Consider the following 12,087-nt stretch of genomic DNA (forward strand, 5'->3'; position numbering starts at 1 on the left):
AGGTTTAGGTCAAACACTTTTTGAAAATTTTTTAAATTAATTCCGTCGCTTACGGTTTTTGGGGGTTATTCGGCAGGTGGAACGTAGCCTTCGGCCTTTTCGTATTCCTGGCCGGAGAAAAACTTGTCCATCTCGCCCTGGAGGAATTTGCGGTCCTCGGCGTTCATCATGTTCAGGCGCTTCTCGTTGATCAGCATGGTCTGTTCCTTCTGCCAATCGGCCCAGGCCTTCTGCGAGATATGCTCGTAGATGTCCTGACCCTTGGCGCCCGGGTACGGTGGACGCTCCAGGCCTGGAAGTTCTTCGTTGTATTTGCGGCACATTACGGTGCGGGTCATCACGACTCTCCTGCAATCAAAACATCGGCCGCGCGTTTGAGCAGCTTTTTGACCGGGGCAGCAAGGCCCAGGCGCGGCGGGGTGGCGAGGTTATACCAGAGCCAGTCGGGCTCGACCATGTCGGCCCGGGAGTCATCGACCCGGACCAGCCAGGGTTCGATGGCCAACTGGAAATGGCTGAAGGTGTGAGTCAGGCCGTCCAGCGCCTGGCGAGTGACAAGGGTAAGGCCATGCTGATCGGCTAGGTCGTCGAGCTGTTCCAACTGCTCCAGCTCCGGCAAGCTCCACAAGCCACCCCATAGCCCCGTAGAGGGACGACGATAAAGCAGGATGGCACCTTGGCCGTTTGCCAGTAGCGGCATTAGCGTGCGGCGCTGTGGTAGCTCCTTGCGGGGTTTGGGGATCGGGTAGCGAATCTCCTGACCCAACAAGTGTGCTTCGCAGCCAACCTTGAGAGGGCACAGCAGGCAACTGGGCTTGCTGCGGGTGCACAGGGTGGCGCCCAGGTCCATCATCGCCTGGGTGTAGTTGTTGACTCTGGCGTGCGGGGTATAGCGTTCGGCATTGGCCCACAGCACTTTGGCCACCTTGGGTTCGCCCGGGTAGCCTTCCTGGGCGGTGTAGCGGGCCAGCACGCGTTTAACGTTGCCGTCGAGGATCGGCGCACGCAGGCCCATGCTGATACTGGCAATGGCCCCGGCTGTGGATAAGCCGATGCCAGGCAGGTCGGTGAGCTTTTCGACATCGCGCGGAAATTCGCCGCCGTAGTGTTCGACGACGATTTTCGCGGTCTTCTGCAGGTTGCGCGCCCGGGTGTAATAGCCCAGGCCCGTCCACAGGTGCAGCACTTCATCTTCCGGCGCTGCGGCCAGTGCCTCTACGGTCGGCAACGCTTGCATAAAGCGATCGAAGTAGTTGAGCACGGTGCTGACCTGGGTCTGCTGCAGCATGATCTCCGAAACCCACACCCGATAAGGGGTGATCCCCTGTTGCCAGGGCAGGTCATGACGGCCATTACGGTCGTACCACTCCAGCACAGCGCTGGAAAACTGCTCGGGGCTCATCGCTTGAACAGCCCCTTCAGCGCGTCCTTGAGTTCAGGGCTGACCTTGTCACCGAGTTTCTCATCGATCTTGTCGCTGAGTTTTTCGCTGACTTTGTCTCCGGCAAGCTTGGCTGCAACTTTGCCCAGGCCTTCCTTGTCCAGGCGGCAGGCCTTGGCACCCAGCTCCAGCGGGCCACGGCAACGCAGTGGCAACTCCAGGCCGACGTAGCGCTGGCCGACCTGGCAGGCCGGATCCGGCATCTCACGTTTGTCGCCTTCAACGATCACGCCCACGCGGTAGTCCATACCCAGCACGCGCAGATCGAGGTCGCCATGACCGTTGACGGTAAGGCCGGGAATACGCGCCTTGAGGTCCGGGTTGCTGGCTACCCCATTGCGCAGTACCAGGCTGCCCTTGAGCTCCTGGAACGGTGTGTCCTTGCCGCGTGGCTCACCGCTCAACGCCTTGCGGTTGAGGGTGGCGATGGCCTGGCAGAGTTGCTGTTCAAGGTTGGCGTTGACCAGGATGCCGTCGTTGATAACGAAGCTGGCATTGCCGTTGAGGGTATCGACCAGTGCCTTCTGGCTGTTGCCGGTGGCGGTCAGGCTGCTGCTCAGGGTCAGCAGGCCTTTGACCGGCGAGGTTTCAGTCTGGCTCTTGATGAAGTGCTCGACCGGTACCCGATTGACCTTGGTGTTGAGACCTATCTGCGGAACTGCCGGGCGCACGTCGAGGGTGCCCTTGGTTTCGAAGTCGCCGTCGTAGAGGCCGCCGCGCAGGGTTTCAAGGGTGATCAGGCCACCTTGGCCCTGGGTCTTGAGATGGGCATTGTCGATGGGCAGCTTTTCCAGCGTCAGTTGGCCGAAGCTCAGGTCTGCCTGCAGGTCGAGCTGGCGCAGGCGATCGACCGGCAACAGTTTGTCGCTGCTCCAGGCCACCTGGGTTGGGGCGTCGGGCAGCGGGGTGTTGCCGGCACTGGCCAGGGCGCTTTGCTCCTTGCTCTTGACCTCAGCCTGGCGCGCAGCCGTGGCGCTGGCGGCAGCCTCGCTCTTGGCCGGCATGTAGCGGTCGGCATCGAACTTGTCGGCTTTGAGTTGCATACGCAGGGCTTGCTTGGCGAAGTCTTCCACGGCCAGGCGGCCGCTGAAGGTGCTTTCATCCAGTTTTACGGCCAGGTCTTCCAGCGCCAGGCTGTTAGGGCTGCCTTGCAGGCGGGTGACCATCTCGAACTTGCTCAGCGCAGTGGCGTCCGCGGTGGCCGGCAGGGTGCGGCCGATGCTGTCGAGGAAGGTGCGCAGGTCGATCTGGGCAATGGACAGGCCACCCGTCAGTTGCGGGGTCTTGTCCAGATCGCGCACGTTCAGTTCGCCCAGGGCGCGTAACTGGTTGGCCGAAAGTTTCAGGCCGTTCCACTCGGCGACATTGGCGGCCAGGTCGACCAGCAACTGGCCTTGGGCTGCATAGGTCAGGGTCTTGCCTTGCAGAGGTTCACCCGACGCTTCGCCGCTAAGCTTCATGTCTTCGAACTGATAGCGCTTGAGGCGACGGTCGAAACGCAGCTCGCCGCTGAGCTCGGTACGGGTCTTGAGCGCGGGTTGCGCGGTGCTTACGAAAGCGGTCATTTTCAGCGGAATATTGACCCCTTCGTGCACGGCGCCGGTGCTCAGTTGGATGCTTTCAGCGCTGATCGTCTGGCCGCTGCGCGCATCACTGTATTGAACGCGGGCGTTGTTGACGGTCAGGCTGTCGATATCCAGTTTGACCGGACGCTCATTGGCGTCGGCCTTGCTGTCGGCCTTGGCGGTGCTGTCACCGGCAGGTGCGGAGGGCGCGCCGTCGGCGGGCGCGGTGGCTGCCGTCGGCAACGGTTTGCCGATGTCTTCCCAGTTGCCATGGCCGTTTTCATCGCGGCTCAGAATCAGGTTGAGGCCTTCGACACGTACATCGCTCATTTGCACTTCGCGGCGTAGCAGGGGCAGGACGCGAACCGACAGTCCAAGCATCTGCAAATCGGCAAATGCGACTTTCGGGTTGTTCAGCGTAGCGATGCTGGCTTCATGCAGCTCCAGCCCCAGCCAGGGGAACAGGCTCCATCCAATATCGCCATTGAGTGTTAGCTCAACGTGGGCTTTGTCGCGTGCAAGCTGGCGAATCTCGTCTTTGTAGTCGTTGGGATCGAAGAGGTGGGTCAAGGCAAAGCCTAGAGCCACAATGATCAGCAACAGCCCGAGAAGCACTAGCCCCAGGATTTTGCCGAACGCTTTCATGGGCGAGTCCTTGTAGTCCGATTCTAAAATTTAGCCGCAGAGTATAGCGCTGTGGTTGTCGTCACTGGAGCTAGTCGAAGGTTGATGCGTAATTCTCCTACAGCACGAACAAACCCCGATTGTGCCGAGGTTAGCGTGGCCAAGGTTTCGACAGTGGAGGCAGCGACAGTTCAGTTGCAGTACAAAACACCGCATCAGTGTGCTTTCAAAGCCGCAGGCGAATGCTACTCTTGCGCCGCTCACACAGCCTTCTGCGACGAAATGTCGCGTTTTGTAGGGCAAAAGCGCCAAAAACGATCAGTTGCCGATGGGCCAAGATCGAGAGCCGTGAGCTGACCATCTACGAGGGGAACACAATAATGAGTAGCAGTATCACGGCGGGTGCTATCAGCAATAGCCCCGGCTTCTTATCGAAAGAGCGGATTATCGCCGCCCCCGGGTTCAACCGATGGTTGGTGCCGCCAGCCGCCTTGGCCATCCATTTGTGCATTGGCATGGCGTATGGCTTTTCGGTGTTCTGGTTGCCCTTATCCCAGGCCATCGGCATTACGGCGCCGCTGGCCTGTGCCCCGGACATGAGCTTCTTTGCTCGTCTGTTCAGCGCCGAGTGCGACTGGCAGATCTCGATGTTGAGCTGGATCTACACGCTGTTTTTTGTGTTCCTGGGCTGCTCGGCCGCTATCTGGGGTGGCTGGCTGGAACACGCCGGGCCGCGCAAGGCCGGCGTCGTCTCGGCGCTGTGCTGGTGTGGTGGCCTGCTGACTTCGGCGTTTGGCATTTATACCCACCAGTTATGGCTGATGTGGCTGGGCTCGGGTGTTATTGGTGGTATCGGCCTGGGCCTGGGTTACATCTCTCCGGTGTCGACCCTGATCAAGTGGTTCCCGGACAAGCGCGGCATGGCTACTGGCATGGCGATCATGGGCTTTGGTGGTGGTGCCATGGTCGGTGCGCCGTTGGCGGCTGCCCTGATGAACCATTTCGCCAGCCCCGAAGACGTAGGCGTGTGGCAAAGCTTCGTGGTAATGGCGGCGATCTACTTCGTGTTCATGATCGGTGGCGCCCTGGCCTATCGCGTACCGCCGACGGGCTGGAAGCCCGAAGGTTGGACAGCGCCGCTGAAGAAAGCCAGCAATGCAATGATCACCCATCGTCATGTGCACGTAAGCGTGGCCTGGAAAACCCCGCAGTTTGTATTGATCTGGCTGGTACTGTGCCTGAACGTGTCGGCGGGTATCGGCATTCTGGGTATGGCCTCGCCGCTGCTGCAGGAAGTGTTCGCCGGCAAATTGCTGGGTAATGACCTGAGCTTCAGCGAGCTCAGCAGTACACAACTGGCGCAGATTGCTGCCATCGCGGCCGGGTTTACCGGGCTATTGAGCCTGTTCAACATTGGCGGGCGTTTCTTCTGGGCCTCGTTCTCCGACTACATCGGGCGCAAGAATACCTATTTTGCGTTTTTTGCCCTTGGCGTAGCCCTGTACGCATTGGTGCCGAACATGGGCCATTTGGGCAACGTCGCCCTGTTCGTGGCCGCGTTCTGCATCATCCTGTCGATGTACGGTGGCGGCTTCGCCACCGTGCCGGCCTATCTTGCCGACCTGTTCGGTACGCAGATGGTCGGTGCCATTCACGGGCGTTTGTTGACGGCCTGGGCGGCAGCAGGCGTGCTCGGTCCGGTGCTGATCACTTACCTGCGTGAGTACCAGTTGGCCCTGGGCGTGGAGCGCGCAGCGGTTTACGACATCACCTTGTACATTCTGGCCGGTTTGCTGGTGCTGGGTTTTATCTGCAATGCGCTGGTACGCCCGGTTGCCGACAAATACTTCATGACCGACGCACAGCTGGCCGCCGAGCAAGCGCTAAGCCATGACCAGGGCAGCGGCAATGCCCGCGTGCTGGAGTGGCATGCCGCGCCGGGGAGCCTGCCGCTGGTGATCGCTGCCTGGCTGGCGGTCGGGGTGCCGCTGGCCTGGGGTATCTGGGTGACGCTGCAAAAGACGGCTGTGCTGTTCAATTAATCGATTCATCGCGGGGCAAGCCTGCTCCCATTGGGTCACAGCAACCCGGTGGAAGCGGGCAAACCCTGCGATAAATTCCCCGCCGCGCGTCTTCTTCGTTCCAAGCCTGACGCTTCTAGGCCTATAATGACCGCCTTTTTCGCCCAATGATTTTGCGGAGCTGGTGATGGTCGAACGTAAGGCTTCCGTCGAGCGCAATACTCTGGAAACCCAGATCAAGGCCTCGATTAACCTGGATGGCAGCGGCAAGGCTCGATTTGATATCGGTGTGCCTTTCCTTGAACACATGCTCGACCAAATCGCCCGACATGGGCTGATTGATCTCGACATCGAGTGCAAGGGCGACCTGCATATCGACGATCACCATACCGTCGAAGACGTCGGGATTACCTTGGGCCAAGCCTTCAATCAGGCCATTGGCGACAAGAAGGGCATCCGCCGCTATGGCCACGCCTATGTACCGCTCGATGAAGCGCTGTCGCGTGTGGTTATCGACTTTTCCGGCCGTCCAGGCCTGGAAATGCACGTGCCCTTCACCCGCGCCTCGGTAGGCGGTTTCGATGTCGACCTGTTCCAGGAGTTCTTCCAGGGCTTCGTCAACCACGCCAACGTCTCCTTGCACATCGACAACCTGCGTGGGCACAACACCCACCACCAGATCGAAACAGTGTTCAAGGCTTTCGGCCGCGCCCTGCGCATGGCTATCGAGCTGGATGAGCGCATGGCCGGGCAAATGCCGTCGACCAAGGGTTGCCTTTAATGCAGACAGTTGCCGTTATTGACTATGGCATGGGCAACTTGCACTCGGTGGCCAAGGCACTGGAACACGTCGGCGCCGGCAAGGTACTGATCACCAGTGACGCGGCGGTAATCCGCGAGGCAGATCGCGTGGTGTTTCCGGGTGTGGGCGCGATTCGCGACTGCATGGCTGAAATTCGTCGCCTGGGCTTTGACAGCCTGGTGCGCGAAGTCAGCCAGGACCGTCCGTTTCTCGGCATCTGCGTGGGTATGCAGGCGCTGCTGGACCACAGCGAAGAGAACGACGGCGTCGATTGCATTGGCCTGTTCCCCGGCAATGTGCGGTTTTTCGGCAAGGACCTGCATGAGGATGGCGAGCACCTGAAGGTGCCGCACATGGGCTGGAACGAAGTCACCCAGGCCATCGATCATCCGCTGTGGCACAACATTCCTGACCTTGCACGTTTCTACTTTGTGCACAGCTACTACATCACTGCGGCCAAGGCCTTGCAGGTGGTGGGGCGTGGTCACTACGGCGTCGATTTCGCTGCAGCGCTGGCTGAAGGTTCGCGCTTTGCGGTGCAGTTCCACCCGGAGAAAAGCCATACCCATGGCCTGCAGTTGCTGCAGAACTTCGCCGCCTGGGATGGCCACTGGTAATGAGCAAGTCCAAGACCAAGGCACCGATTATCACCCTGGCCCCGGAGCAGGAGCGTGAAGCGCTGGATGTACTCAAGCGCTTTCTCGAAGACCGTTTCGAGCTGCAACTGGGGTCGTTCGAGGTCGCTGAGGTTCTGGACCTGTTCAGCAAGAAAATCGCTCCGCATTACTACAATCGAGCGATTTTCGATGTGCAGAACCATCTCAAGGAACGCTTCGAAAGTATTGAAAGTGACCTCTGGTCGCTAGAAAAAAGCAGCTGAAAGCTACCAGCTGCAAGAGAACAGACGCGCACGCTTGCAGCTTGTAGCTTGCAACTTGCAGCTCTTTTTACGAAGGAAAACAGCATGCTGATTATTCCCGCTATCGATCTTAAAGACGGTGCTTGCGTACGTCTGCGCCAGGGCCGCATGGAAGACTCCACGGTATTTTCCGATGACCCGGTGAGCATGGCCGCCAAGTGGGTCGAAGGTGGTTGCCGTCGCCTGCACCTGGTTGACCTCAATGGTGCTTTCGAAGGCCAGCCGGTCAACGGCGAAGTGGTAACTGCCATTGCCAAGCGCTATCCGAACCTGCCTATCCAGATCGGTGGCGGTATCCGTTCGCTGGAAACCATCGAGCATTACGTCAAGGCTGGCGTCAGCTACGTAATCATCGGCACCAAGGCCGTTAAAGAGCCTGAGTTCGTCGCCCAAGCCTGCCGCGCCTTCCCAGGCAAGGTTATCGTCGGCCTGGATGCCAAAGACGGTTTCGTTGCCACTGATGGCTGGGCAGAAGTCAGCTCGGTGCAAGTCATTGACCTGGCCAAGCGGTTCGAAGCCGACGGCGTCTCGGCGATTGTTTACACCGACATTGCCAAAGACGGCATGATGCAGGGCTGCAATGTACCGTTCACGGCGGCACTGGCCGCGGCTACCAAGATTCCGGTGATTGCTTCCGGTGGTATCCACAACCTGGGTGACATCAAGGCCCTGCTCGACGCCAAGGCGCCGGGCATCATCGGCGCGATCACCGGCCGGGCCATCTACGAAGGCACCCTGGATGTCGCCGAGGCGCAAGCCTTCTGCGACAGCTACAAAGGCTGAGGACTCCCACATGGCATTGGCTAAGCGCATCATCCCCTGCCTCGATGTCGATAACGGCCGGGTAGTCAAAGGCGTCAAGTTCGAGAACATTCGTGATGCCGGTGATCCGGTTGAAATCGCTCGCCGCTACGATGAACAGGGCGCTGACGAAATCACCTTTCTCGACATCACCGCCAGCGTCGATGGGCGTGACACCACGCTCCATACCGTTGAGCGTATGGCCAGCCAGGTGTTTATCCCGCTGACTGTAGGCGGTGGTGTGCGTACCGTGCAGGACATCCGTAACCTGCTCAATGCCGGTGCCGACAAGGTCTCGATCAACACTGCCGCGGTGTTCAACCCGGAGTTCGTCGGCGAAGCTGCCGCGCACTTTGGTTCCCAGTGCATTGTGGTTGCCATCGACGCCAAGAAAGTTTCCGGGCCGGGTGAAACCCCGCGCTGGGAAATCTTCACCCACGGTGGTCGCAAACCGACCGGTCTGGATGCGGTTGAGTGGGCGATGAAGATGGAAGGCCTGGGTGCCGGCGAGATTCTGCTGACCAGCATGGATCAGGACGGCATGAAGAATGGCTTTGACTTGGGTGTTACCCGGGCCATCAGCGATGCCTTGGGTATTCCGGTGATTGCTTCGGGTGGTGTGGGCAACCTGCAGCACCTGGCTGACGGAATTATCGAAGGCCATGCCAGCGCAGTGCTGGCGGCGAGTATCTTCCATTTCGGCGAGTACACGGTGCCGGAAGCCAAGGCCTTCATGGCCAAGCAGGGGATCGTCGTTCGCTGATGCCGCTATCGCGGGGCAAAACCGCTCCCTGTGGGAGCGGGCTTGCCCCGCGATAGCCTCAGCCCAGATTCTTGCCCAGCAACGCGTGATACAGCTCACTGTCGCCGAGAATTCCCACCACGGTATTACCTTCCTGAAGCACCAGCTTGTTACCGGTCTGGTAACGGATCTGCAGTGCTTCGCGCATTCCAATGCTGGCACTCACCAGGGTCGGTTTGCGGCCCAGTTCTTCTACCGCCTCACCCGGTGCCCAATTCTGCAGATCCATGCCGTTGGCGCCCTGACGCGCACCTTTGATGGTGTTGCCTTCGGCCAGATCCAGCCAGGAGTCGCCGCCTGGGTCCAGGCACACCGAACCGTTGATCCGTTTGCACTTGTCCAACGTGCGCATCAGGCTGCGGCCGCACAGTACGTTGAGTGGGTTGGTGTGGGCGACGAAGGTCCGCACGTACTCATCGGCCGGGTTCAGAACGATCTCTTCCGGCTTGCTGTACTGGATGATTTTGCCGTCTTTCATGATGGCGATACGGCTGCCGAGCTTGAGTGCTTCATCCAGGTCGTGGCTGACGAAAACAATGGTTTTGCTCAGCTTGCGTTGCAGCTCCAGCAGTTCGTCTTGCAAGCCCTGGCGGATCAGCGGGTCAAGGGCGGAGAAAGGTTCGTCCATCAGCAGGATATCGGCGTCCATGGCCAGGGCGCGGGCCAGACCCACACGCTGCTGCATGCCGCCTGAGAGTTCGTCGGGCTTCTTGTTGCGCCATTGGGTAAGACCCACCAGCTCGAGCTTCTCGTCGACCAGTTTGCGCCGTTCCTTTTCCGGGCGACCCTGCATCTCCAGGCCGAAGCTGATGTTCTCGCGCACTGTCAGCCAAGGCATCAGGGCGAACTTCTGGAACACCATGGCGATGCGCTTGGTGCGCATCATTTTCAGCTCCGCCGGGGTGCAATGGGCGATGTCGATATGCGAGCCTTCATGCTCGACGAACAACTTGCCTCGGCTCACCGTGTTGAGTCCGTTGATACAGCGCAGCAGGCTCGACTTACCCGAGCCAGACAACCCCATCAACACGCAGATTTCACCTTTGTTGATATCCAGGTTGGCTTTTTCCACGCCGACTACCAACCCGGTTTTTTTCAGAATCTGCTCCCGCGAAAGGCCTTGGTCGAGCAGGCTGAGTGCCTCACGCGGTCGGCTGGAGAAGATAACGTCTACATCTTCGAAGCGAATAATGCTCATGCTTCACTCCTTGCCGGTGCGTCGGGTTGTTTGCAGATACGGTCGAGCATGATCGCCAGCAGCACGATTGCAAGACCGGCTTCGAAGCCCAGGGCGATATCGGCAGTATTCAGTGCGTTGACTACAGGTTTGCCCAGGCCATCGGCGCCTACCAGCGCGGCAATTACCACCATCGACAACGAGAGCATGATGCATTGGGTAACGCCGGCAGCGATGCTCGGCATGGCATGGGGCAGCTCGATGCGCGACAGCAGTTGGCGGCGCGAACACCCGAATGCCTTGCCGGCGTCGAGCAGTTCCTGGGGCACATCACAGATACCCAGGTAGGTGAGGCGGATCGGTGCGGCGATGGCGAACACCACCGTTGAGATCAGACCGGGAACCACACCCAGGCCGAACAGCGTCAGGGTCGGGATCAGGTAGACGAAGGTGGGTACTGTCTGCATCAGGTCCAGCACTGGACGCATAGCGGTATAGAACATCGGTTTGTGCGCGGCGAGAATTCCCAGCGGTACGCCGATGGCCACGCAGACCATAGTGGCGAACAACACCTGTGCCAGGGTCTCCATGGTTTCTTGCCAGTAGCCAAGGTTGAGGATCAGCAGGAAAGACAGTGCGCAGAAAGCGGTCAGCGACCATTTACGCTGAATCAGATGCGCGATCACTGCAATCAGGCCGATCAGGACGAAGGGGTTGAACCAGGTCAGTGCCCCGGTCACTCCATGAATCATCAATTCCAGTGCTTCAGCGAAGGCATCGAAGTAGTTGGCGCCATGTTGCGTCAACCAGTCAACGAAGCCTGCGATGTACTGGCCCAGTGGTATTTTTTGATCGATCAGCATGATAGCGAGCGTCCACCTGCATAAGATTGAAGACAGCCTGCGGCGGGGCGGGCCCGCCGCAGGTGGTGCTTACTGCGTCAGTTTGGCTTTGGCCGCCTCCAGGCCGGGTTTGCCGTCAACGGTGGTAACTCCGGCCAGCCAGGTGTCGAGTACCTGCGGGTTCTTTTTCAGCCAGGCCTTGGCAGCTGCGTCGGGTTTCATCTTGTCGTCCAGGACGTTGCCCATCAGGGTGCTTTCCATGTCCAGGGTGAAGGACAGGTTTTTCAGCAACTGACCGACGTTGCTGCATTCCTGTACATAACCCTTGCGGGTATTGGTGAGCACGGTGGCCTTGCCGTATTCGGGACCGAAGAAGTCATCGCCACCATCGAGGTATTTCATCTTGAAGCGGGTGTTCATCGGGTGGGGCTCCCAGCCCAGGAACACCACATCGTTGCCACGGCGGGCAGCACGATCAACCTGCGAAAGCATCCCGGCTTCGCTGGACTCGACCACCTTGAAACCGGCGTCCTTGAGGCCGAAGGCGTTCTTGTCGATCATGCTCTGGATGGTGCGGTTGCCGTCGTTGCCGGGTTCGATCCCGTAGATTTTGCCGTCCAGTTCTTTCTTGAACTTGGGGATATCGGCGAAGGTTTTCAGGCCTTTGTCATACAGCGCCTGGGGCACGGCCAAGGTGTACTTGGCGTTCTCAAGGTTGGCTCGTACGGTCTCCACCGTACCGGCATCGCGGTACTGCTTGATGTCGTTTTCCATCGTCGGCATCCAGTTGCCGAGAAACACATCCATATTCTTGCCATCGGCCAGCGACTTGTAGGTTACCGGCACCGAGATCATGGTGGTCTTGGTCTTGTACCCCAGCGATTGCAGCACGACGCTGGTAACGGCGGTGGTCACGGTAATGTCGGTCCAACCGACATCAGAGAAGTTAACGGTATGACACTGCTCCGGCTCTGCGGCCTGGGCCAGCAGCGGCACACTCAACAGCGTGGCCAGCAATAGCGAGGGTGAACCTTTCATTCGATGGACTCCTGATGTTTTTGTCGGATGTCCCACGGGACCGCCGTGCTTTATG

12 protein-coding genes are annotated in these 12,087 nt (G+C 59.4%); 6 read left to right on the forward strand and 6 right to left on the reverse strand.

Annotation, left to right across the window (positions count from 1 at the left end; translation table 11 throughout):
- Nucleotides 1-65: 65 nt before the first annotated feature.
- The 3 genes from D3Z90_RS01500 to D3Z90_RS01510 are packed head-to-tail and all read right to left on the reverse strand — an operon-like array spanning nt 66 to nt 3,651.
- The gene (locus D3Z90_RS01500) at nt 66-338 is read right to left on the reverse strand and encodes an oxidative damage protection protein (RefSeq protein WP_136474095.1); all 273 of its coding nucleotides are present in this window, start codon (nt 336-338) and stop codon (nt 66-68) included.
- On the reverse strand, nt 338-1,402 hold the full coding sequence (mutY, locus tag D3Z90_RS01505; RefSeq protein WP_136474096.1) for an A/G-specific adenine glycosylase: 1,065 nt from the start codon (nt 1,400-1,402) through the stop codon (nt 338-340). The genes D3Z90_RS01500 and mutY overlap by 1 nt, the downstream gene beginning before the upstream one ends.
- Nucleotides 1,399-3,651, reverse strand: a complete 2,253-nt coding sequence (locus D3Z90_RS01510) for an AsmA family protein (protein ID WP_136474097.1) — start codon at nt 3,649-3,651, stop codon at nt 1,399-1,401. Before D3Z90_RS01510 ends, mutY begins: the two co-directional genes overlap by 4 nt.
- Nucleotides 3,652-4,010: 359 nt before the next feature.
- Between D3Z90_RS01510 and D3Z90_RS01515 the strand changes: the two genes are divergently transcribed.
- The 6 genes from D3Z90_RS01515 (at nt 4,011) to hisF (ending at nt 8,936) form a co-directional block, all read left to right on the forward strand.
- The gene (locus D3Z90_RS01515) at nt 4,011-5,672 is read left to right on the forward strand and encodes an OFA family MFS transporter (RefSeq protein ID WP_136474098.1); all 1,662 of its coding nucleotides are present in this window, start codon (nt 4,011-4,013) and stop codon (nt 5,670-5,672) included.
- 166 nt (nt 5,673-5,838) lie between these two features.
- Nucleotides 5,839-6,432 (forward strand): imidazoleglycerol-phosphate dehydratase HisB, encoded by a 594-nt coding sequence (gene hisB / locus D3Z90_RS01520; protein ID WP_136474099.1) that lies wholly within the window; start codon nt 5,839-5,841, stop codon nt 6,430-6,432.
- Complete coding sequence (gene hisH / locus D3Z90_RS01525; RefSeq protein ID WP_136474100.1) at nt 6,432-7,070, forward strand: imidazole glycerol phosphate synthase subunit HisH; 639 nt, start codon at nt 6,432-6,434, stop codon at nt 7,068-7,070. Before hisB ends, hisH begins: the two co-directional genes overlap by 1 nt.
- On the forward strand, nt 7,070-7,333 hold the full coding sequence (locus D3Z90_RS01530) for a DUF2164 domain-containing protein (protein WP_136474101.1): 264 nt from the start codon (nt 7,070-7,072) through the stop codon (nt 7,331-7,333). Before hisH ends, D3Z90_RS01530 begins: the two co-directional genes overlap by 1 nt.
- 84 nt (nt 7,334-7,417) lie before the next feature.
- Nucleotides 7,418-8,155, forward strand: a complete 738-nt coding sequence (gene hisA, locus D3Z90_RS01535; RefSeq protein ID WP_136474102.1) for a 1-(5-phosphoribosyl)-5-[(5-phosphoribosylamino)methylideneamino]imidazole-4-carboxamide isomerase — start codon at nt 7,418-7,420, stop codon at nt 8,153-8,155.
- A gap of 10 nt (nt 8,156-8,165) precedes the next feature.
- Nucleotides 8,166-8,936 (forward strand): imidazole glycerol phosphate synthase subunit HisF, encoded by a 771-nt coding sequence (gene hisF / locus D3Z90_RS01540; protein WP_136474103.1) that lies wholly within the window; start codon nt 8,166-8,168, stop codon nt 8,934-8,936.
- Between the two features lie 58 nt (nt 8,937-8,994).
- Here the strand turns inward: hisF and choV are convergent, their stop codons facing one another.
- The 3 genes from choV to D3Z90_RS01555 form a co-directional block, all read right to left on the reverse strand.
- On the reverse strand, nt 8,995-10,173 hold the full coding sequence (gene choV / locus D3Z90_RS01545; RefSeq protein WP_136474104.1) for a choline ABC transporter ATP-binding protein: 1,179 nt from the start codon (nt 10,171-10,173) through the stop codon (nt 8,995-8,997).
- Nucleotides 10,170-11,018, reverse strand: coding sequence for a choline ABC transporter permease subunit (gene choW / locus D3Z90_RS01550; RefSeq protein ID WP_178084200.1), 849 nt, complete (start codon nt 11,016-11,018; stop codon nt 10,170-10,172). The genes choV and choW overlap by 4 nt, the downstream gene beginning before the upstream one ends.
- Before the next feature lie 66 nt (nt 11,019-11,084).
- On the reverse strand, nt 11,085-12,032 hold the full coding sequence (locus tag D3Z90_RS01555) for a choline ABC transporter substrate-binding protein (protein WP_136474106.1): 948 nt from the start codon (nt 12,030-12,032) through the stop codon (nt 11,085-11,087).
- Between the last annotated feature and the right edge of the window lie 55 nt (nt 12,033-12,087).

The sequence above is a fragment of the Pseudomonas sp. DG56-2 genome (assembly GCF_004803755.1).
Lineage (GTDB): Bacteria > Pseudomonadota > Gammaproteobacteria > Pseudomonadales > Pseudomonadaceae > Aquipseudomonas > Aquipseudomonas auratipiscis.

Excerpts from the sequence above, each read along its gene's own strand:
- D3Z90_RS01555 (WP_136474106.1), bottom strand. The coding sequence starts at position 12,032 with ATGAAAGGTTCACCCTCGCTATTGCTGGCCACGCTGTTGAGTGTGCCG.
- D3Z90_RS01530 (WP_136474101.1), top strand. The coding sequence starts at position 7,070 with ATGAGCAAGTCCAAGACCAAGGCACCGATTATCACCCTGGCCCCGGAG.
- D3Z90_RS01510 (WP_136474097.1), bottom strand. The coding sequence starts at position 3,651 with ATGAAAGCGTTCGGCAAAATCCTGGGGCTAGTGCTTCTCGGGCTGTTG.
- hisF (WP_136474103.1), top strand. The coding sequence starts at position 8,166 with ATGGCATTGGCTAAGCGCATCATCCCCTGCCTCGATGTCGATAACGGC.
- hisH (WP_136474100.1), top strand. The coding sequence starts at position 6,432 with ATGCAGACAGTTGCCGTTATTGACTATGGCATGGGCAACTTGCACTCG.
- hisA (WP_136474102.1), top strand. The coding sequence starts at position 7,418 with ATGCTGATTATTCCCGCTATCGATCTTAAAGACGGTGCTTGCGTACGT.
- hisB (WP_136474099.1), top strand. The coding sequence starts at position 5,839 with ATGGTCGAACGTAAGGCTTCCGTCGAGCGCAATACTCTGGAAACCCAG.
- D3Z90_RS01515 (WP_136474098.1), top strand. The coding sequence starts at position 4,011 with ATGAGTAGCAGTATCACGGCGGGTGCTATCAGCAATAGCCCCGGCTTC.
- mutY (WP_136474096.1), bottom strand. The coding sequence starts at position 1,402 with ATGAGCCCCGAGCAGTTTTCCAGCGCTGTGCTGGAGTGGTACGACCGT.
- D3Z90_RS01500 (WP_136474095.1), bottom strand. The coding sequence starts at position 338 with ATGACCCGCACCGTAATGTGCCGCAAATACAACGAAGAACTTCCAGGC.
- choV (WP_136474104.1), bottom strand. The coding sequence starts at position 10,173 with ATGAGCATTATTCGCTTCGAAGATGTAGACGTTATCTTCTCCAGCCGA.